Source organism: Paenibacillus sp. USHLN196, from assembly GCF_037144955.1.
In the GTDB taxonomy this organism is placed as follows: Bacteria; Bacillota; Bacilli; order Paenibacillales; family Paenibacillaceae; genus Paenibacillus; species Paenibacillus xylanexedens_C.
This window is the reverse complement of the sequence record NZ_JBBCYH010000011.1, coordinates 126174-147514: the sequence shown is the minus strand read 5'-3', so window position 1 is coordinate 147514 and position 21341 is coordinate 126174. Positions and strand designations below refer to the sequence as shown.

At 46.2% G+C, this 21341-nt stretch carries 16 protein-coding genes and 1 pseudogene; 7 read left to right on the top strand and 10 right to left on the bottom strand.

Annotation, left to right across the window (positions count from 1 at the left end; translation table 11 throughout):
* Nucleotide 1: 1 nt before the first annotated feature.
* The 6 genes from WFI24_RS24245 to WFI24_RS24220 form a co-directional block, all read right to left on the bottom strand.
* The gene (locus WFI24_RS24245) at nucleotides 2-2302 is read right to left on the bottom strand and encodes a glycoside hydrolase family 3 N-terminal domain-containing protein (protein WP_336764709.1); all 2301 of its coding nucleotides are present in this window, start codon (nucleotides 2300-2302) and stop codon (nucleotides 2-4) included.
* Between the two features lie 36 nt (nucleotides 2303-2338).
* Complete coding sequence (locus WFI24_RS24240; protein WP_062837930.1) at nucleotides 2339-3259, bottom strand: carbohydrate ABC transporter permease; 921 nt, start codon at nucleotides 3257-3259, stop codon at nucleotides 2339-2341.
* 24 nt (nucleotides 3260-3283) lie between these two features.
* Entirely contained in the window at nucleotides 3284-4213 is a 930-nt protein-coding gene (locus tag WFI24_RS24235) for an ABC transporter permease (RefSeq protein WP_145325134.1), read from the bottom strand.
* Between the two features lie 77 nt (nucleotides 4214-4290).
* Nucleotides 4291-5763, bottom strand: coding sequence for an ABC transporter substrate-binding protein (locus WFI24_RS24230; protein ID WP_336764645.1), 1473 nt, complete (start codon nucleotides 5761-5763; stop codon nucleotides 4291-4293).
* Between the two features lie 281 nt (nucleotides 5764-6044).
* Nucleotides 6045-7559, bottom strand: a complete 1515-nt coding sequence (locus WFI24_RS24225) for a response regulator transcription factor (protein WP_336764644.1) — start codon at nucleotides 7557-7559, stop codon at nucleotides 6045-6047.
* 1 nt (nucleotide 7560) lies between these two features.
* Nucleotides 7561-9390 carry a sensor histidine kinase gene (locus WFI24_RS24220; RefSeq protein WP_442956258.1) on the bottom strand — a complete coding sequence of 610 codons (1830 nt, stop codon included), beginning with the start codon at nucleotides 9388-9390 and terminating at the stop codon, nucleotides 7561-7563.
* Between the two features lie 439 nt (nucleotides 9391-9829).
* Between WFI24_RS24220 and WFI24_RS24215 the strand changes: the two genes are divergently transcribed.
* Nucleotides 9830-12610, top strand: a complete 2781-nt coding sequence (locus WFI24_RS24215; RefSeq protein WP_336764643.1) for an endo-beta-N-acetylglucosaminidase — start codon at nucleotides 9830-9832, stop codon at nucleotides 12608-12610.
* A gap of 506 nt (nucleotides 12611-13116) precedes the next feature.
* On the opposite strand, the gene WFI24_RS24210 is transcribed toward WFI24_RS24215, so the two are convergent.
* Both WFI24_RS24210 and WFI24_RS24205 read right to left on the bottom strand, forming a co-directional pair.
* Nucleotides 13117-13851: an MBL fold metallo-hydrolase gene (locus tag WFI24_RS24210; protein ID WP_336764642.1), complete on the bottom strand. Its 735-nt coding sequence runs from the start codon at nucleotides 13849-13851 to the stop codon at nucleotides 13117-13119.
* A gap of 192 nt (nucleotides 13852-14043) precedes the next feature.
* Nucleotides 14044-14727 (bottom strand): NAD(P)-dependent oxidoreductase, encoded by a 684-nt coding sequence (locus WFI24_RS24205; RefSeq protein ID WP_336764641.1) that lies wholly within the window; start codon nucleotides 14725-14727, stop codon nucleotides 14044-14046.
* A gap of 291 nt (nucleotides 14728-15018) precedes the next feature.
* Here WFI24_RS24205 and WFI24_RS24200 point away from each other — a divergent pair, with 291 nt between their 5' ends.
* The 6 genes and pseudogenes from WFI24_RS24200 (at nucleotide 15019) to WFI24_RS24175 (ending at nucleotide 19280) form a co-directional block, all read left to right on the top strand.
* Nucleotides 15019-15579 (top strand): TetR/AcrR family transcriptional regulator, encoded by a 561-nt coding sequence (locus tag WFI24_RS24200; protein ID WP_336764640.1) that lies wholly within the window; start codon nucleotides 15019-15021, stop codon nucleotides 15577-15579.
* Between the two features lie 620 nt (nucleotides 15580-16199).
* Nucleotides 16200-17087: an NAD-dependent epimerase/dehydratase family protein gene (locus WFI24_RS24195; RefSeq protein ID WP_336764639.1), complete on the top strand. Its 888-nt coding sequence runs from the start codon at nucleotides 16200-16202 to the stop codon at nucleotides 17085-17087.
* A gap of 34 nt (nucleotides 17088-17121) precedes the next feature.
* Nucleotides 17122-17361 (top strand): annotated as a pseudogene (locus WFI24_RS24190) (FAD-dependent oxidoreductase); the annotation flags it as partial.
* 361 nt (nucleotides 17362-17722) lie between these two features.
* Complete coding sequence (locus WFI24_RS24185) at nucleotides 17723-18127, top strand: VOC family protein (RefSeq protein ID WP_336764638.1); 405 nt, start codon at nucleotides 17723-17725, stop codon at nucleotides 18125-18127.
* A gap of 292 nt (nucleotides 18128-18419) precedes the next feature.
* Nucleotides 18420-18680: a hypothetical protein gene (locus WFI24_RS24180; RefSeq protein ID WP_336764637.1), complete on the top strand. Its 261-nt coding sequence runs from the start codon at nucleotides 18420-18422 to the stop codon at nucleotides 18678-18680.
* A gap of 216 nt (nucleotides 18681-18896) precedes the next feature.
* Nucleotides 18897-19280: a RidA family protein gene (locus WFI24_RS24175; protein WP_336764636.1), complete on the top strand. Its 384-nt coding sequence runs from the start codon at nucleotides 18897-18899 to the stop codon at nucleotides 19278-19280.
* A 340-nt stretch (nucleotides 19281-19620) separates the two neighbouring features.
* Here WFI24_RS24175 and WFI24_RS24170 read toward each other — a convergent pair whose 3' ends face one another.
* Together WFI24_RS24170 and WFI24_RS24165 are read right to left on the bottom strand one after the other, a co-directional pair.
* On the bottom strand, nucleotides 19621-20451 hold the full coding sequence (locus WFI24_RS24170; RefSeq protein ID WP_336764635.1) for an SDR family oxidoreductase: 831 nt from the start codon (nucleotides 20449-20451) through the stop codon (nucleotides 19621-19623).
* A 46-nt stretch (nucleotides 20452-20497) separates the two neighbouring features.
* Complete coding sequence (locus WFI24_RS24165) at nucleotides 20498-21250, bottom strand: SDR family oxidoreductase (protein ID WP_336764634.1); 753 nt, start codon at nucleotides 21248-21250, stop codon at nucleotides 20498-20500.
* Between the last annotated feature and the right edge of the window lie 91 nt (nucleotides 21251-21341).

The following is a 21341-nucleotide window of genomic DNA, read 5'->3' as shown; positions in this document are numbered from 1 at the left end:
CTTACGCCTCCCTTACGGTCAGTTCGGCCATTTGCGTATCGTTTACGCTGCTGCCGATATGAATATGGAATTGTCCTGGTTCAACGACAGGCTTCAAGTTACGTCCGATATACTGCAGCTGCTCTGCCCCGATCTGGAACTCCACGGTCTTTGTCTCTCCTGGCTCCAGGCTCACTTTCGCAAAACCCTTCAGCTCCTTGGCGGGACGAGTTAGCGAGCTGACCACGTCGGAGATATACATCTGTACAACTTCTGCACCTGCATAACGGCCGGTATTGGTCACAGTCAATGATACCGTTACTGAATCACCAGTTGTCATGGACGCAGCACTCAACTTCGGTTCACTGTACTCAAATGTGGTATAACTCAATCCGTATCCAAATGCATAACGTGGCTCCAAGTCCTCTTCGAGGTAACGCTTGCCTCGGGAACGTTTTCCGTTATAATAGATCGGTAATTGGCCTACATGCTTCGGAATGGAGATCGTCAATTTACCTGACGGATTCACATCACCGAATAGAATATCTGCAATGGCATGACCGCCTTCTTGACCCGGATACCACGCCTCCAGAATTGCATCGACATGTTCATCTACCCAAGGTTCAGTGATGGGACGACCATTGATGTAAACAACGATAAGTGTTTTGCCAAGCTTGTGAATCTCCTGAATGAGTTCCAACTGTACTCCGGCAAGCCCCAATGTCATACGGTCAATCCCTTCGCCGCACTCCATATCATTCCAAGAGCTATCCGACACATTGGAAGCACCCGTCTTCAGATCGATCGCTCCTTCTCCAAAGTCACGTGCACTGGAACCGCCAACCACCATAATGACTGTATCTGCCTGGCTGGCAACTTCGATTGCACGCTCGAATCCTTCTTTGGAATCACCTTTAATTCGGCAGCCTGGTGCATAGAGTACCTGCTCCACTTGGTTAGCCAGTTTACTGCGAATGCCATCCAGCACCGTTGCCACTTTGGATTTAGGTTGTGGTGACGTGTAATCGCCGAGCTGATTGTATGCTTGATCCGCATTTGGACCGATTACGGCAATCTGGCCCACATCTGTTATCGATAGAGGTAGCGTATGAGCCTCATTTTTGAGAAGCACAACCCCTTCAGCAGCCAACTGGCGTGCCAACTGAACATGCGCCTCACTGCCAATCACTTCTGCTGTACGATCCGCATCCACATAAGGCTGTTCGAATAAGCCCAATCTGAACTTCAACGCCAGCACGCGAGAAGCAGCCTGATCCAGCACCTGCACATCAAGCTTGCCTTCTGCCACTGCCTGCACCAGATATTGCCCGAACATTTCACCGGACATCTCCATATCAATCCCTGCCTCAATGGCCTGTACGGAAGCTTCCAGTCCATCTGATGCGACATCATGCCCACTTGCCAGCATATTGATCGCGCCACAATCCGTAATGACCAGACCGTCAAAGCCCCAATTCTTACGCAGTACATCTTCCAGCAATTCCGTATTCACGGTGCAAGGCGTGCCATCAATTTCGTTATATGCCGGCATGATCGATGCCGCGCCAGCTTCCACCGCTTTGCGGAATGGATACAGATCCACTTCCAGCAGCTCACGCCAGCCCATGTGCACAGGTCCTGCATTGCGTCCACCTTCCGAGCTGCCGTAACCAACAAAATGTTTCAGCGTTGCCGCTACTGTATCGTCCCGATCAAGACTTTCACCCTGAAGTCCTTCCACGGAGGCAACTGCCAATTCTCCAATAAGAAAAGGATCTTCACCAAAACATTCCTCCGTACGTCCCCAGCGCGGATCACGCACAACATCCAGTACCGGAGAATAGGTGACCGCACCACCTTGGGCACGTGTCTCCCTTGCTACTGCTTGGCACATCTCCCGATACAGATCCACATTCCAGGTGCTCCCCAGTAAAAGGGGGACAGGATAGACCGTTCCGTCAATGGCCATATGACCATGCGAGCACTCCTCCCCAATCAGAATGGGAATCCCAAGTCTGGAATGCTCCACCGCATAGCGTTGAATCAGATTAACTGCCTCAGCACCTTCTCTCGCGGATAGTCCATTTTCTAGCGTAACGCCAGTCCAGGGATCTGCCCGAAGCGCACCGTAGAGGGAGCCGATGCCCCCATTTTCCACTTGCTGCTTAAATGAATCGTTTAACGTGATATTCCCTTGATCATTCGTATATGTCTGCCAGCCAAAAGGCTGAGTAAGTTGGCCTACCTTTTCTTCCGTAGTCATCAGGCTCAGCAGATGCTGCACCCGTTCCTCTACGGATTTGCTCTTGTCCTTGTAAGTCATCAATCTGCATCTCTCCAATCCTATAGCGTGATCCGGTTATTCTTTGACCGCTCCCACCGTCAGACCCTGTACGAAATAACGCTGGAAGAATGGATAAGCGAATATAATCGGCAACGTGGCAAGCACGACCATCGCCATTCGGGACGTATCCTGCGGAATGGACTGCATGGCTGCCAGACTCATTGAACTGTTAGCAGAGTTCTGTTGAATAAACTGGATGCTCGATTCAATCCGCATTAACATGGATTGCAGGGGCACCAGATTGGGATTATCAATATATAAGAGTGCGTTGAACCAATCGTTCCAGTAACCGAGTGTGCTGAACAACCCGATGGTTGCAAGTCCCGGCAAGGAGAGTGGAATCACGATTTTCATAAAGGTATAGAACTCACCGGCGCCATCAATTTTCGCCGATTCAATGACTGCATCCGGTACACTGGTGGAGTAGAATGTACGCAGGATCATAATATAGAAGGCATTCATCGCCAGCGGCAGAATCAGTGCCCATAACGTATCTTTCAATCCAAGCAGCTGGGATACGACCATATAGGTCGGAATCATCCCGCCGTTAAACAACATGGTCAGAATGGCAAAGATGGAGAAAAATCTCCGATATCTGAAGCTTTTGCGAGAAATGGCATACGCGTACAGCGACATGAGAATCAAACTGATGATGGTACCGAGTACCGTCACCAGGATGGTAACCCCGTACGCACGGAGCAGCGTGTCTCCACTCTGCCAGACAAACTGATATGCCGCCAGGCTCCATTCTGCCGGAATCAATCGATACCCATCACGGGCCAGTGCTTTCTCGTCCGTAAACGAGATGATGACTACAAATATAAAAGGAAATACACAGATCAGAGCGAATAGACCGGCAATGATGTTCATGATCACGTTCCAGCCGCTGGATACATGGTGGAAGTCGCGTTTTTTAACGAGCCCTGCTTGAGCCATAGTGGTTCACTCCTTTCCCTTGTCCTAGAATAGGCTGCTGTCTTTATCGACTTTGCGCACAACATAGTTGGAGATAATGACGAGCACAAAGCCCACCACGGATTGATACAATCCGGCTGCTGTACTCATGCCAATCTCACCGCTTGTTTTCAAACCACGATATACATACGTATCAATAACATTCGTAACGGAATAGAGCGTACCCGAATCCCTTGGTACCTGATAGAACAGTCCAAAGTCGGCATAGAAAATGCGGCCTACAGCCAGCAAGGTCATGATTGTAATGATGGGCGATAACAAGGGAATTGTAATATTGCGAATTTGCTGCCATTTGCTTGCTCCATCGATCATGGCTGCTTCATACAGCGATTTATCAATCCCCAGAATGGAAGCCAGATAGACGATACTGTTGTAACCAATTGTTTTCCATAGTGCGACAAAAATCAGAATATACGGCCAATATTTCGCCTCGGAGTACCACTGAATTGGTTCCATCCCGAACCAGCCAATGATCTGATTCAACATACCGCGATCCATACTCAGGAAGCTGAATGCGAAGTATCCAACGATAACCCAGGATAGGAAATACGGCAGGAACATGCCCGTTTGATATATTTTGGCGAGTCGTTTATTGATCAGTTCCGAGAGTAAGATCGCCAATGCTACAGCGAATACCAGGCCCAGGAAAATAATAGCGATGTTATAGAAAAGCGTATTGCGTGTAATTAGCCATGCATCACTTGTGCTGAACAGGAATTTGAAATTGTCCCAGCCTACCCATTCACTCTTCATCAGACTTGCCCAGAACCCTTCGCGGCTGAATCGATATTCCTTAAAGGCAGCCACGGTGCCCACGAGTGGCAAGTAGGAGAAGAAGAAGAACCAGATGGCGCCTGGTAGCACCATAAGCAGCATGACTCGGTTTCTAATCAGGTTTTTCAAAAATGTAGTCATTGTGGAGATCCTCCTTCAGGCTTGAATGAAAAAGGACCGGACGCGATAAACAGCCGCCCGATCCTTACGATGTATCGTTACTTGTTTTCCGCTCTCCAGGCATCCAGTTGGCTTTGGGCTTCAGCCATTACTTTCTCCAGTCCGGCTTGATTGAACTTCTCAATCACTTGATCCAGATTGGTCGCCGGGTCCAGTGTACCTGTCATCAGTGCTGCCCAATATTGCTCTTTCACGTTCTGTACCGCCGTCAGTTCGGAAGATACATTGCTTGCATCGAAGTTGAAGCTGAGGATTGGAGAATTGACACCTTCAGCGTTAAACTTCTTGAACTCATCCCATTTGTTGTCCGGGTCATTGCTGTTCAGGAAGAGCAGCATGTTGTTCCCCAGGGAGTATGAAGGCATATCGTAGTTTTTCGATTCAGGCAGATTTTCCATATGCGTGTCATCCACTTTTTTGTAGTGTGTGCCCTCGATACCAGAATCCACCATATTGCGCAGCACAGGATCTGTATTCAGCAGGTTCAGGAATTCCATCGCTTTCTCCGGATATTCGGAGTTGGCAGAGATCGCCATGATGGAGCCTTGTACAGAAGTATTTGTGATGATCGCATCACTGGCTGGAGTTGAAACGACCTCATAACCGTAACTTGCAGACCATTGATTATCCGCGAGCGGCTGGGTCTGTGCACGATCCAGGAACCAGTTGCCCGATGTTGTCAGGTCGTTCGTGGAACCTGTTGTTGCCGCTTCTGCCGATACATAACCGGCTTTGTAGTATTTGTGCATCGTGGTGAGTGCTTCTTTCATTTCAGGCGTTTCCAGTATGTTCACGAGCTTATAGTCTGTCGTATCCAGTTTGATTGCCATCGGCAGGTTCTGGATGACATAGTCATAAGGCACGTAAGGAACATAGTTCTTATCCATGGCAAATGGCGTTACACTCGCCTCGTTTTCCTTGATCGTTTTCAGTAAAGGCTCCAGACTGTCTAACGTACGGACGCCAGAGATGTCCAACTTGTATTTATCAACCAGCATTTGGTTAAACCGCCATACCTCTTGTTGAGGCAGTTCTTTGTTGGCTGGAATTCCGTAATTGTGTCCGTCTACCTTCGAACCACTGAGGAATGCAGGATCAATGGTCTTGGTGAGATCCTGACCGTATTCAGCAAGCAAGTCATCCAGTTCGAGGAATGCGCCTTTTCTGGCATTTTGTACATAGTCGAATCCACCAGATGAAGTGAATAGAATATCCATTGGCTCACCGGAAGCTACGTTAACCTGCATCTTCTGTGGGTAATCACCCCAGTCAACCATCTTCATCGTTACCGTGGCATTAATTTTCTCTTTGGTATACTTGCTGACTTCTTCCATTACTTTATTGACGTCTTTCTGAGGGGTACCGATGGTATACCAGATCAACTCGACCGCGTCATCTCCCGCTCCCCCGGATTCTGAAGCATCTTTGCTTCCTCCACAGGCACTAAGAACAAGTGTAACGGCCATTAACAATGCAAGAACGAGTGAGAAGCGTTTTCTTTGTTTACTCATTTCTTTGATCCTCCCTTTTCGTGTTCCCTTAGGCTCTACTTACTAACTGCTTTAACCTTATCGAATGAAAGCATTTACAAAAAGAAGATAAACTTAAGTTTTCGAGGTACAAATTAAAGAGAAATCGTCCTAGGACAACTATTTTGTACCTATTTAATTAAATCGCTTACATGAAAGAGACATTCCGGGTAACGTATGCCATGATTTTCATCCATGCCATTCCTGTTCCCGATATGTCTCTTGGCTCGCTGTCCGCATAGTTGGATCTCCCCGTCACCGAATTAACCAAACACCTTGAAATCCGTCGGTGAAATGCCCACATATTTGCGGAACTGTTTATAGAAATACCCTGTCTCCCAATACCCCACATTTCGGGCGATCTCATGTACCTTCAGATTGGAATTACGTAGTTGCTCCTTTGCACGTTCAATCCGGTATTTGTTGATATATTCGGCAAACGTCTCCCCGGTCTCCTTATGGAACAATTGTCCCAAATACACCGGATGAAGATGATAATGGGTACCCAGCAGCTTCAGGGAAAGCTCTTCTGCGTAGTGTTTGTCGATATGCTGAAGCACCTGGTTCACAATCGGATTTTTCAGATCCTGCAATAGGGATTGGATCGTCTGCGACCCAACCTGCTGAAGTGCCCGCACGAGTTCATCAAAAGTGCCACTGTCCAGTACAAGTTGAAGCCCTTGTTGGTATATGGCAGACTCATCCGAATGTTTGATGCTCTCCAGTTCCATTTTGAAGCGAATCACAACTTCCAATGCGGTATTCTGTAACTCCCCAGGTGTAAGCCCATCGCGATGCTGTTCAAAATCCATGCGAATCCGGTCGGCAAGTTGTTCTGTATTGCGGGATAGAATGAGTTTGGCATACTCCCTCCATTCAATGAAAAAGGTCGCCGTTGAATTTCCGCACCTTTCCAGCATGGCATGGTCGATGACTTTAAGGTCGGGATAAATCATCACATACTGGAGTGCTTTTTTGGCCTCCGCATAACTGGTCGGCGCATGGTATAACCCTTTCATCAATCTGCCTGCTCCAATGCGTGCCGCCGGATGGGTTAGGGTTATCGCATCAGATAATACCTGAAGGCCATCCATTAGCTCCTGTTCCTCGTCACTCGTACCCTGAATATTGGCAATAATGACGATGTCTCCATCGATATCATGAAATACGTTCAAATGGCGTTTGTCTCTCATCATTTCCTCAACGCGTTCAAACATGCCAGCTGTCTGCCCTTTGTCCCGCAAGACAGCCACAGCAACGTAAGGTGCATCTAGCGAAAGGTTCATAAACTGGGCACGTTCTTCGAATTCAGTAGCTGCAATCTGTCCCGTAAGCCATCGATGAAGAATGTTATCTTTCAGAATCTGGATGCCATACGCATCATCGGCTTGAGGTGATACTGTATGATCCAGCTTGGACGCCGTGTTGCTCAGCGTGGATTCCAGTTCCTCCACATTAATCGGTTTGAGAAGATAATTTTCGATACCCAGCTGCATGCCTTCCTTCAAATATTCGAACTCGTTGAAACCACTCAGGATAATGACCTTAATCTCGGGCTGCAACCGCCTCGCTTCTCGAATCAGGTCGAGACCATTCATGAGTGGCATCGATATATCCGTAATCAGAATGTCCACAGGCTGAGAAGAGAGCGCATGTAAAGCCGCCTGCCCATTGCCCGCATGACTCACAATTTCCATTCCAAACGATGACCAGTCCACAATATCGTATAAGCCTTCAATGATGAATGGCTCATCGTCCACAATAAACACCTTGTACATGTTAAACACCTGTCCCTTCTGTATGTGGATAACGCACCCTGATCCGTGTTCCTTCACCAAGGGTGCTCTCTATGGTAATGCCGAACTCTGGTCCGTACAGGAAACGTAATCGACTATGAACACTGCGCAGCCCGAACATCTGACCGGACTCTTCGGGACGTTCCAGTTCTTCAAGGATTTCCGTCAGGCGTGCCGGTTCAATGCCTTTACCATTATCTCTGACCTCCACCTGTACCACATCATCTGTCTCTTCCACAACAATGGATAATCGGTTATCTGAACGTTCTGTCTGAATGCCATGTACGACATAATTCTCAATGATGGGTTGCAGCGAAAGCTTCACCACAGGGTGTTGATAATGGGCAGCCTCGATCTGGATCGTATAGATGAAAATGTCCTTATAGCGGATTCGGAATAACTCCAGATATAGCCGGCAAGCTTCCATCTCATCCCTCAGTGTATAGTTTTTCTTCTGTTGCACCAGGCTCTTGAACAATACGGATAGACTATAGATCATCTCACCGACATCCCTCGCCCCTTGAGATATCGCTCTCATCCGAATTACTTCAAGCGTATTATAGAGAAAATGCGGATTGATCCGAGCCTGTAATGCGACCAGTTCGGTCTCCTTCTGTTTGATCTCAGCTTTGTAGACCCGTTCAATATACAGATTCAGCTCGTCCAGCATATCGTTGAAGCTATGGGAGATCTGCCCCAGTTCATCATCACGCGGATCGTCGATGCGAGCCGTTAAGTTGCCGTACTTCACTTTTTGGGTGAAGCGAATAATTCGGCGGGTTCGTTTGGCAAAGTTAATAATGAAAAACGCCGGAACCAGCACGGCAAACAAAATACATACGATACTGATGGAGATGATGGTATTGCGAATGCCCGCATAGGTTTCAGCCATCTCTTCTACCGGAACGGTCCCAATGACCACATAACCCTGATCCGCGGAAACAAACTTGTTCACGTACATGTTCTGCTCCTTTTTCATCGAATCCATATCGGTCTGATCAAACAGGGAATCGGCCACATTCACGTAGGGATACTTATTCCCGTAATAATGATTGTTGGAGTCAAATAACACTGTCCCTTTCGCCGATAACACCACGATTTCTCCCTTGATATTACTCTCGTAGTTATCCAGGGCATTGCCGATCCCCTCCGAGTCAAAGAAGACAAGAAATTGGCCCAGATTCCGAAGAGTCTGTGTATTGTTAATCGGTACGCGGATGGAGTAAAGCGCAGGGTCCCATTGATTAATCTCTTTGCGTATCCAATAGTTGGGTGCACTGATATTGGGCGTTTCCATCGCCATCACGTCCGGAATATAGGAATGAGCTACATTGGCGTCCAGCTTGCGGAACTGCTTGTGTTGATTGAAGGTAGACAAATCCTGCTGCTCAGCGCTATATAACATGAGTTGGTTAATCTGCGAATTGCGATCCATAATGTTCTGAAAATGTTTCAATACATCGGCCGAATAATCGTCCTGATTGGCGTAATATCCATTCGTCATGTGCTGAACATATTCAGCGTACGAGTGATTCATCAGATACGTAATGTTCGCCGAGAGCGCCTCATTCTGATGCATGTCCCTCACCATGTTTTGCACCGATTCATACTGCTGATGAATGTATCGGTCCACATGTTCCATCGCCGCTTTCTGGATCGCCAGTTCCCGGCGAATCGTGGAGTCGGACACTGACAGGAAGATAATATAAGACAACGTAATGATCGTGACAATCGAGATCATCGAGAAGATCAGGAGCATTTTCATAAACATATTATTTTTGAAGAAATTATTGTAAACGCTAACAATTTTCAAGTTGCATGTTCCCTCCGATGCTGTTTTCCTGACTATATAAGTTGAACTAAAGATTATTTACACTGACACTACGATGACAGAATAACCTTCCAATCGCTGTTATCCCCATATTTTTTCGATTCCCTTTTCTTAAGGGAAATCCGGTGATAAAGTATGCTTCCGATGCAGCTTTCTTTCAGAAAGCTTTTAGGCGAACGCTTCGCTTCTTCAGGTTTTTTCTGTCCTCTCCGTTTTCGTTTAAATGATTAGTTTAACTTATATAGAATTATATCATTAGGCTTCTGACATTAACTTGTCACCTACAACTTTTCTTTAGTTTATATCTGTGTTTCTTTAATTTCACCCTATTTAAAAACGCTTTCATCCACTATCGTTAACCATAAGTTTAGCTTTGTGTAAAAGAATACCTTACATTCATTCCACTTGAAGGAGGAACAGCATGACACGCAAACTCAAACCGAAAGGCCTCATTCCCAAGGTCACTGCCATGGTCCTGACCACGGCTTTGCTTGGACAAGTTGTTGCATCATCCGTTTATGCCGGAGACACGCTCCCTTACACCGGTGAAAGTGCCAAAGGGGTGAATCAGCCCTATCAACACGGATACACCTCGGCCCAGATTCTGAACTGGACACCGGAAAGTGATATCCATGGTGACCTGCTTCGTGCCCATGTTCCCTTGCAACCCCGTAATGAAGCGTTCGCTGCTACACAGGCTTATCCTGAGCTTAGTCCGAACACCCAGCTATTCACGATGAGTGGCGATTACGGCAATGCATTCTTCGATAGCACACCTTATACCAATGAATTCAGCCAGTACCTCTTTAATTATTGGCAATATACAGACTACTACAGCTATTGGCACGGTATGGCCTCTGCAGGAGTACCTGAGGAGCTGTATGACCCGAGTAAAGAGTGGACGGAGAAATACTTCGAGTTCGGCATTCTGAACATTCCGAATCCTGCCTACACCAATGCAGCCCACAAAAATGGCGTTAAGTCCATTGCCAATATCTTTTTCTCGGACAATGACCGTGGACCACAGACTTATAAACAAATGCTGATACAGGATGAGAACGGCAACTTCCCTGTAGCCGAGAAACTGGCCGAGATGGCGAAGTACTACAACTTCGATGGATACTTTTTCAATCAGGAAGAGGTTGCCCGGGGTGTAGCCCCTGAGGATATCGCTTCCTACAAGAAATTCATGAAATATCTAAGAGATGAAGGCCTGTACGTTCAGTGGTATGACTCCACCATCAATACAACGGGCAAGATTCAATATCAGAACCAATTTAATGGGCTCAACAGCCCCTTTGTACAGGATTCCGTTCTCGGCAGAGTCTCCGATTCCATCTTCCTGAACTATGTATGGAACCACAAGATGCTCCGCGATTCCCGTGATCATGCCCTTAGCCTGGGACTGGATCCACTGGAAACCGTATTTGCTGGTGTCGAAGGTGGACATGACAAATTCGGCCGCTGGAAGCAATCCTATGACCTGCGCCATAATCTGGATGAGAACGGTCAACCTATGAACAGCATCGCGACATTGGGTGCCGACTTCACCCACAACGCTCTGGATGAAGAGATGGGCGATGGCAGCACCAATCACCGAGCTGAGGATGAGTACCAGTGGATGACCTTTGTACGTGATCGTGCCTGGTGGTCTGGTCCAAATCAGGACCCGACAGATGCACGTCGTAATGCGTCTGCCGATCTGTCAGATGTGTATGCTTCCGGTGCGAATTGGGATGGAATCGCCGCTTATCTGACCGAACGCTCCGTCATCAACGGCTCTAATTTTGCGACCAGCTTCAATACGGGCCACGGTCTGAAATATTATGAAGACGGCGCTGTCTCGAACGATAAAGAATGGTCGAATATCAACATTCAGGATATCCCTGTCACTTGGCAATGGTGGATGGATAGCGAAGGCGACAAGCTCAGTGTTGATTTTGACTACGGTCCATCTTATGAGAAAGGCGCAAGGTACAACTATGACTCCATTGGCGCGTTCAATGGCGGCAGCTCTCTCGTGGTGAACGGTACACTGAACGCGGACAACTTCCTGCGCCTGTACAAGACCGATCTGTCCGTCAACGGACAATCCAAACTGGAACTGACCTATAACAAACCGTCGACTAGTGACGCTTCCTCCCTGCATGTTGGGTTAATCTTCGAAGATGATCCATCCAACGTGGTCAACGTAAATGTGCCTAATTCAGGCCAGCATACGGAAGGCTGGAAGACAGCTACACTGGATTTAAGTGCTTATCAAGGAAAGAACATTGCTGCTATAGGATTATCCTTTGACCCTAATGGCGAGTCTATCGAGAATTATCAGATAAATATTGGCGAGATCCGCATGTTCGACGGTTCAGCGGCTGTACCGGATGCACCTACCGGATTCCATATTGCCAAAGCACTGACCAACACCGACGAACTTGTTGTCGCATGGGACATGAAGGACTATTCAGAGGTCAAGCAATACAATTTATATGAAAATGGCGCCTATGTAGGCGGCGTGTATGATTCCACTTTTTATATCAAATCGCTAAAACAGCCGTCTGGTGAACTGTCTATACGTGCTGTTGGTGCAGACGGTACCGAAAGTGAAGCAACCGTCTTGCCTTATGATCTGAATGCATCCGTTCAGAATATTGATGTGAAATTCAAAAAGAATGGCGATGCTATTGTAAGCTGGAAAAACCCGAAGAAAGCGAAAGATTCGGGCAAAGACAAAGATAACGGCAACGAGTCTATTCAGCTCACACTAGAAACCGAATACACGAAAGAACCTTTCACCAAGTCACTTCAGGTCAAAAAAGGAAAACAGTCTGCCGTCCTGACCGGACTTCCGACCAACGGTGAGAATTACATGCTGAACATCGCTATTGGCGGGCAGACTCCGGTTACCCATACCGGACAGCTCGCAGATCTTCAGATTACACCATACGCCAAGGAAAAGGTGACGGTAAAAGATGGAAAGTACACATTAGCCCTCCCGGATCTGGAGGACTGGTACAAGATCTATGTATATGAAAATGGGGTGGCACGCGAGTTCGGAGTCACTTATGTTTCGCAGAAATTCCCGTATATCATTCGGGGAAGAACGAAGCTGAATGAACTGACCTTCACGCCATCGTCCAGCAACAGCTCATTGAAGCTGGTCATTGAAGATTATGCGGGTAACCAGGCTACTACGATTTTGAGGTAACACTGCAAGGCATTTTCGCGCCCGCCTGCATAACAGAAAAGAAACGTACAGCCCTTCACTTCCAAAAGGAAGTTGAAGGGCTGTATTTGTTGATCTCGGAGTATGTTAGCGACTGAGATTTAACGCATGAGTTTACCAAAGTTGCCGTAACCTACATTCTAGCTTAATTGGCATCATCATTCTCGTCCCGAAATGTATACAAAAGGATCGTTCGGATTTTTGCAACGTTCCGTATTGTCAGTCAACTAGATGTAATCAACAGCTTATCACTTTGATGCCATTTTAAGTTTTGTTCAACTAACGTTTCCCGTTAGTTTAATCGCTTTGTGAATACACACGAACATGTTCCCCGTAACAATAAACTCTATCGCAAAGGATCAAAACATACAGACAGCCAATTAGATCCCCCCATTTGACAAACCTGTTTGCTGTTCCCAAAAGAGGCTCATCCCCTAAAATAAGTTTGAGTATGATTATATTGGGCATATAAAATCTCCATTGTTCAGTTATGATTTAACTCTCCACCATGGAGTTAGTGGTACATTAGGTAAACTTATTTCGACTGTTTCTCCAATACAAGGCGTAGCAATGAATACGTTTCTTTCATGAGCAGCTTTTAGAGCACGTTCAATGGGTTCATCCCAGTCATGGATCGCCAATGTAAAAGCACCCCAGTGGACAGGAAGTAACAGGTTACCCCGGAGCTCAATATGGGATTGTACCGTTTCTTCAGGGAACATATGAAAAGGCCACCAGCCTTTATTGTCATATTGTCCGGATTCGATTAGTGTCAAATCAAATGGGCCATATTTTTCACCAATCTCTTTAAAGTGTGGACCATAGCCGCTATCCCCACTGTAAAACACATTTGTATGTCTTCCCTCTATGATCCACGAAGACCACAAGGTTAAAATCTGACCAAATCCTCTTCCCGAAGAATGCTTTGCCGGTGTGCAGCGGAACTTCAGGTTAAAAACCTCCACTTCTGCCCACCAGTCAAGTTCAACAATCCGCTCAGTATCAACCCCCCATCTCTCAAGATGGCTGCCTACTCCGAGAGGGACAAGAAACTTTCTTACTTTGTTTCTTAATTTCTTGATTGCCCGATAATCTAGATGATCATAGTGATCGTGTGATATAAGTACAGCATCAATTTCTGGAAGTTCCTCAATTCCGATCGGCATTTGTTCACTATAACGCCTGCCACCAAATCCGAACCATGTAACCGATGCATTATCCATGCTTCTTGAGAAAAAAGATTTTGTTATCCTTTGAACTTGAAGCGGTTCTTTAGGTCGCGCATTAGGATTTCCTTTCGCGATTTCACAAAGTAGTGGTAGTAACACCTTTAGTCTATAGTCGACACGCGATTCAATATGAGAAATATCAAAATTAGAATAACGAAAACTAACGTTCCGTTTAAGACAACCCCATTATCGCCCAACGTTAACGACCTTCCTAACCCAGGTTGGCTCATTCGTTGCCGCCCTTACGAGGCAGTCGGCGCAGTCAGCGAAGGAAAGTGGCCGGAGCGGAGAAATGCGGGTCGAGGGGCCTGCCGTATATTTCGAAGTGGCGGCTACGTCGCTAAGAGCTGGCGGTCGTACAATGATCCAATCTAATTCGCTCCGTTGTACTGCACGCTCGGCAATGGCCTTGTCCTCAACCGCCTTCGTGAAAATACGACCCGAAATGTTTATGGCCAAGCGATTTAGTGCTGAAAGTTCTTTTCCATCGCTCAGACCAATGCCACTCTGCATGACGAAGCGCTTAACTCCGGCGCCCTGACAGGCTGCCAGGATGTTCGTAATGCCCACCGACATGATGGTTCCTGGCGAAAAGTTTTTGCGGATGTTCGAGATCCCCTCCGATATGACGGTACCCTGCGAAAAGTTTCCGGTAGGACCTATGCAACTAATTACCACATCTGTATCGGCCAAGGCCTTGGCAATGCTCGGCATATCGAGTACATCTCCCTGTCGGACGCTGAGGCGCGCTGTGGGGGCGATGACTTCCGGCCGGCGAGCCACGGCTACAACCTCGTGCCCCAAATCAAGTGCTCGCTCTATCACTTTCCTGCCAGTCGCACCTGTCGCTCCTATTACTGTTACCTTCATTAAGTAGTTCCCCCTTCGAATGTGATAATTATTACTTCTATTCATAGCTGCTTTACTAGACAGCACCGGTGGCTGCCAAAGCTTTGACGCAGCTTGCCAACCGCGAAGAAGATCGGCTCCTACTGGTTAATATCCAAAGAAAAATGCACTCTGGAGTATTAGGTAACAACTGTGTATAATCATAAACAAAAAAATAATGCGTCAGCAATTACCAAATAACCGTAATTCGTGCATTTATTCACAAATCATTTGAAGTTGTGTAATTTATATCAGAAAGCATGGTGACTCACAGTGTCTAAGGTGGATAGAAGAATAATCAAATCTCAAGAAGCGATAAAAAAAGCTCTGATTGAACTGATGATTGAAAAAAAAATCGACCAAATTACTATACAAGAAATTTCCGATAGGGCAAATGTTAGCCGAAGAACCATCTATCTTCACTACATAGATAAATTTGATCTTCTAGATAAGCTAATGGAAGAACATATTTACGAACTACGGAAACTCTGTGAATTAGCAGCTAATAATACCGTTTTTTATGATACGGTATTGTTATGGTTCGAGTACTTTGAGAGTCATTATTTATTCTTTTCAACGATGTTGGCGAATCAAGGAGGTCCTTTTTTTCACAGTCGGTTCCTTGAGTTTGTCCTCCAAGAGTTAAAGAATGTTGAAAACATAACCGAAGGAGATTCTCAAGGATTAAGTGACGGTGACGCTGAAGATGTGATTATTCAATTTTTTGGAGCTGCTATCGTAGGGGTAGTGGAATGGTGGTTCAAGAATGGAAAGCCCTCCCCCCCTCACTATATGGCACAACGAGTGGGGGCGTTGTTAGAAAGGAATTTATAATCGATCTTGAATCAACACACTTTATTTCGCTATACTGCCTGTTAGCATTAACAAAAGCAGCCGATCACATGGATCAGCTGCTTTCTTAGTTAAATTGAGCTATCGTTTCTTCGTTAGTTCAATATCCTTTACTGCTAGGAGGTCAGCAATCACTTCATTTTTTCAAAAGGAAACCGAAGTAGAAATTTATTGAAATAATATGCAGAGGATTTCCTAATGTTGATAGCTTCATCGGCCGAGCTGAGATAATTGCAGAACGAAAAACCGGATTCGTTGTTAAAAACATTTGGCACGAGAACGATATAAAACTAACAAAGAAATTGCGAACAGCTTTGAAGTTTTATGCCGGTTTAGACGAGCTCGGTACTTGACATATGTAATGCGTAGCCCTAAAATGAGCTAAGTCGTCGATTATGGACTCGATGAGTCGATAATAGGAGCGCAAATGAATTATTCTTAACTCGACTTTGTGTGAATGCAAGCTGAATCACGCACCTTTTTTTACCCCTATTATAGACATAAAATATCTATAATATCTTATTATTAATGTAAGTATAGGAGGCAGTGACAGATCGTATCACTTTACTTTTTATGAACTTAGATTAGGGAGATGACGAACGATGAAAATATTTATGACAGGCGTTACCGGATATATTGGAAGTTCTGTGGCTAAAGTATTGCTCGATGCAGGGTATTCTATCTATGGTCTGACCCGGAACACCAGCCAAATAAACGAGCTGAAAGAGCTTGGAGTGGAGCCTGTCGTGGGCACACTTGGAGATACGGAAATACTGGCTGATTACGCAAAACGGAGCGATGGAGTGATCCATACAGCTGACGTTGCTCACCGCAAGGCTATTGAGACGTTTATTAGCGCTTTGCACGGCACAGGAAAGCCGTTTATTCACACATCCGGTTCAGGCAACGTTGGGGATGATGCCAAGGGCGAATTCCAGAGCGAGCAAATCTATAACGAGGAAACACCTATAACAAGGGACTTGGAATCGATTCGAGTCAATGAGCTGGTGCGTAAAGCAGGGGTCGATCAAGGAGTGCGAGGTATTGTCATCGTACCTTCCATGGTATATGGAACGTCTCTTGGACTTCAAAGAGACAGCATTCAGCTTCCAATGATTGTACAGAAATCGAAAGAAATGAAGGCCGGAGTATATATTGGCAAAGGTCTGAACAGATGGTCGAACGTCCATATTCGTGACTTGGCCCAATTGTATCTTCTTGCCCTAGACAAAGCGCCATCCTCCTCTTACTTTTTCGCAGAAAATGGCGAGGAATCGTTCCGTGATCTAAGCCGTTACGTTAGTGAGGCGCTTGGATATGAGGGACGCACGGTGAGCTGGTCTCTGGAAGAAGCGGTTGCTGAATTTGGCCTTCTGGCTCAATATACACTTGCGACGAATTGCCGAATTCGTTCTGTGCATGCTCGAAACTTGCTTGGCTGGAAGCCTGAAGCCGAATCCGTGCAAACTTGGCTTGCCAATAGCTTTTGAAGATTGTGATGTTGATCAGGGAGGTAGAAGGAAGATGACCAAGATTGAGGCCGAAATATATGATGTTGCGATTGTTGGCGGTGGCCCTGCTGGACTGAATGCCTCCTTGGTGCTGGCTCGTTAACGCAGACGGGTACTGGTAATCGATAAGGAGATGCCAAGAAATCATGTGACAAAAGAATCTCATGGCTTCTTGATACGTGATGGGATTACGCCATCTGAATTTCGGCGGATTGCAAGGGAAAAGATATTGAAATACCCTTCGGTTGTATTCCAATCTGGGTATTAACAACGCTTTCAGTCAATAAAAGTTACACCTGTAATTCGCAAGATGGCATTGAGTTAACCTGCCCGTTAGCTTAAAGCGATCAAAGTATAAGTCAATTCGACATTCAGTACATGTTCTTGTCCTCTCAATATCCGGAAGGGTTCCTAGTCAGGATTCTCTTCTGGTATCCACCATTCATAAATAAAAGCCGGGTTTCTTCATAAAACACTACTGACATACAGTTGTCAGTAGTGTTTTTGTATAGTCGGAGTAAGAAATCGTAAAGGAGTAGGAGATAAATGCGAAGTATTTTGGTTCAAAATGATACGCTACGTTGTATCACTTATTATGGGAAGGATGGTATCTCGTGAATTTTGCTTCTGTACGCATTATTACCGACGACGTAGATCGTCTCATCGAGTTCTATGAGAAAATAACGGGTGTTTCGGCCGAACGCCCCGCGCCCGTCTTTGCCGAATTCGTTATGCCATCGTGCACCCTGGCGATCGGCCACTCCCAGACGGCGAAACTGTTCGGTGATGGTTCCGCAGTGGCAGCCAACAATCACACTGTCATTATCGAATTCCGCGTCCATGATGTCGATGCCGAATACGAGCGTTTGAAGCCGTTTATCGACGAGTGGGTAAAGGAACCTACTACGATGCCGTGGGGGAACCGTGCCGTTCTGTTTCGCGATCCCGACGGTAACCTTGTTAACCTCTTCACGCCGGTGACCGAGGAAGCAATCAAACGGTTCAGCGGTAGGCGTTGACGGAAAGTTGAAGTCAGTGAGGCGAATTTCGTAAGTAACTATTTTACTGAACGCATAAAGAGACCATAGCGACGAGCTATGGTCTCTTCATTATATCTAGGTTCTTCATTAATCATCGAATAATGGAACTATTTCGCGATCTCGAAGGTGCTGGCAACCTGTTTGTAATTGAGCTATCGTTTCCCGTTAGTTTAATAAAGTGGATTAACCTGCCTCTATGAATCTGCGTCTAAGCAATTAAAAATTTGTTGACATGAAGTAAATAAGAATAGAAGAGTGAGAGGTGTAAAGTATGCCTATTCAATTTTTAGATTCACGCATATCCCTTAATAATACCTTTAGTTCGGGTACTACAACTTTAGTAACAACCCCTACGTTACTGGGTGATATCAGTCTGCAAACTGTCGCTGCAATAGGAACCCCAAACGAAAGTGATGTGCGTATTCTACTTTGGGGAACAGTTGGGGTTTTTAGATCTGCAACAAACTTAGTCAACATCTATGTTGAAAGAGGAGGTACTGGTATATTCGGTTCAGGATTACAGCGACTTTAGTCACTTCATGGTAAATAATCAACGGATCAAATTGCATCTGTAAACGTCGAGTTCGTTATTTGGGTAGTTTGATGCCCTTCATTCGCCTTTATATTAAACATACTCATATATACATACACTATCCTTTCTGATAGTAACTATCAATAAAGTGCGTACTTTTTTTAAGTAAGTATTTATTTTATACTAGCCTTACTTTGAAGAAAAGGAGTCAAAACAATGACTAAAGTCAAAACCTACAGTCACGATCTTTGGGATCACGGCATCAGCCAGGGCTACAGCGTCAACGGCACAATTTACATTTCAGGACAATTTTCCCACAATATAGAGGGTGAATTTGTTGGTGAGGGCGATATTGAAGCACAGACCCGGCAGACGCTAGAGAATCTCGATCGCGTGCTGGCGGAATTTGGTGTCACAAAATCAAACCTCGCTTATGTGGAGATCTATCTGACAAACGCACAAGAGCATATAGAGCCGTGCATCGGGTTGTTTAGGGAATACATGGGACAACACCGGCCTGCGGGAAGCTGTATCGGTGTGACATACCTGGCGTCACCTGAGCAGCTGATCGAAATCAGTGCCGTTGCACACACAAACTAACTCCATTACTGTTTTTATACTGTCACTCTAAAACTAGAAGTATATTGCCGTTAGCGTAAAGAAACTGCAGCCGATCAATTGCTTGGTTGCAGTTTCTCTTTATTGAACTATCGTTTACGTATAAATCACCAGCGATCCTTGTTTGCTCGATTCCAATTTGACTATCTTCATCGACAGCCAATTTTAATTTAGGATCTAAGATGGCTTCAACCTAACTCCGCCCGTCCCTCTTCCAGTTTTGCGGAGATCATTTTCCCTCCTGTACATTAATGGGGGGTTATTGTCTATTAAATGAAAAATGCTCCCCTACCTGTGGCTAAAATGTACAGGAGCATTTTAATTAGCTGTTGAAGTAGTGCGATTGTTCGAGGTCGGGAATCAGTGCGGGTTGTACAGGCCGCCATCCCAGAAGTTCCTGAGTTGCAATGCTTGATCTTGGGATATCAAGCATTGCAAGTGTGCTGAGGAAGCCGAAGTGGGCCTCTGCCTCTTCACGTGAAATACTGACTACAGGTACGTTCAGTTGCTTACCTATAACACTCGCGATGTCGCGGAATGGCACACCTTCATCTGCGACACCATCTAGTCTCGCACCGGCGGGTGCCTTTTCTAACGCAAGTCGGTATAAATGTGCGGCGTCAAGGCGGTGCACAGCTGGCCACCGATTGGTCCCCTCTTCTATATAAGCTGAAAATCCCTTTGTTTTGGCAATATTGATTAGTCTTGGTACAAATCCTGTATCCCCCGCTCCGTGTACCGACGGACAAAGCTCTATGATCGATGTCCGCACTCCGCGCTCTGCCAGCGATAACACTACGTTCTCTGCTGCCACTCCATTTGCGTGCGTAGTGATTACGAAGGGCTTACCAGATCCTTCAAGTGCCGCTCCCATCGCTTCTACGGCATGCAGATCTGTTGTGAGTGCTCCAGCGAAGTTCGAGAAGTCGTGGTTGAAGGCCAGATGAATGACGCCTTCCGCAGCAGCCGCGCCACTGCGAAGGCTGTCGAGATCCTCGATGTCACCGCGGTGAACTTCAGCCCCAGCCTCTTTTAGTTTCGCTGCGCTATTGTCTGAGCGCACAAGACCGATGACCTGATGTCCGGCATCAATGAGTTCGCGGATGACAGCGGAACCGATATAACCTGTTGCTCCTGTTACGAAAACACGCATTACGAAATCCCCCTTAAGCTACTACCTATAATTGTATAAACTATAATTACCACGCAATGGGTCCATCCTCATCTGAAAATGTTCCTGTTGGACCGTCTGCTCCAATCATGGCAAGCCGAACCGCCTCACGCGCCCCTTGTTCCACACTTCGAGTACCAGCAAAATTATTAAGCGCAGTCGATGTGAAGCCTGGACATGCCGCATTGACCTTGATGTTAGTTGATTCAAGCGCAAATGCAAAGGCAAGTGTCACCGCATGAACAGCCGATTTGGATGCCGAATAGGCACCAAACATCGCACGATGCGAGTTTTCCGGAATAGAGTTCCAGCTAAGTGAGCCGCTGGTACTGCCCATATTGACGATACGTGCTGCCGGGGCCTCCCGCAAAAGTGGCAACATCGCCTGCGTGACAGCAATAACACCAAAAACATTAGTCTCATAAACTGTACGAATATCTTCAAGCGAAGCAACGGTCAAAAGACCACTCGTCGCGCCACTGTTCGGAAACGGATCCCCCGATCTGCCTGCGTGCGAGATCCCCGCATTGTTCACAAGTACATCGAGACGACCGAATTCGTTCCGAATACGCTCTGTTGCAGCAGCAATGGAGCTCTCATCTGCAACGTCGAGCTGGAGAGCGTGTGCATTCGACCCGATACTTTTTGAGGCAGTTTCTCCATTCTCGAGGCTGCGAGATCCGACGAGCACGGTGAATCCGTGTTCCGTGAGCTCCTTCGCAATTTGAAAGCCGATACCTTTGTTAGCCCCAGTGACTAGAGCGACGGGTTTATCCTGCATAGTTATAATCTCCTTTTTTTTGCGATTGGTGGGCAAATACGACTTAGGTTGACGTGTCAACCATGGATCAAATTTAGCACATTGAAGTTGA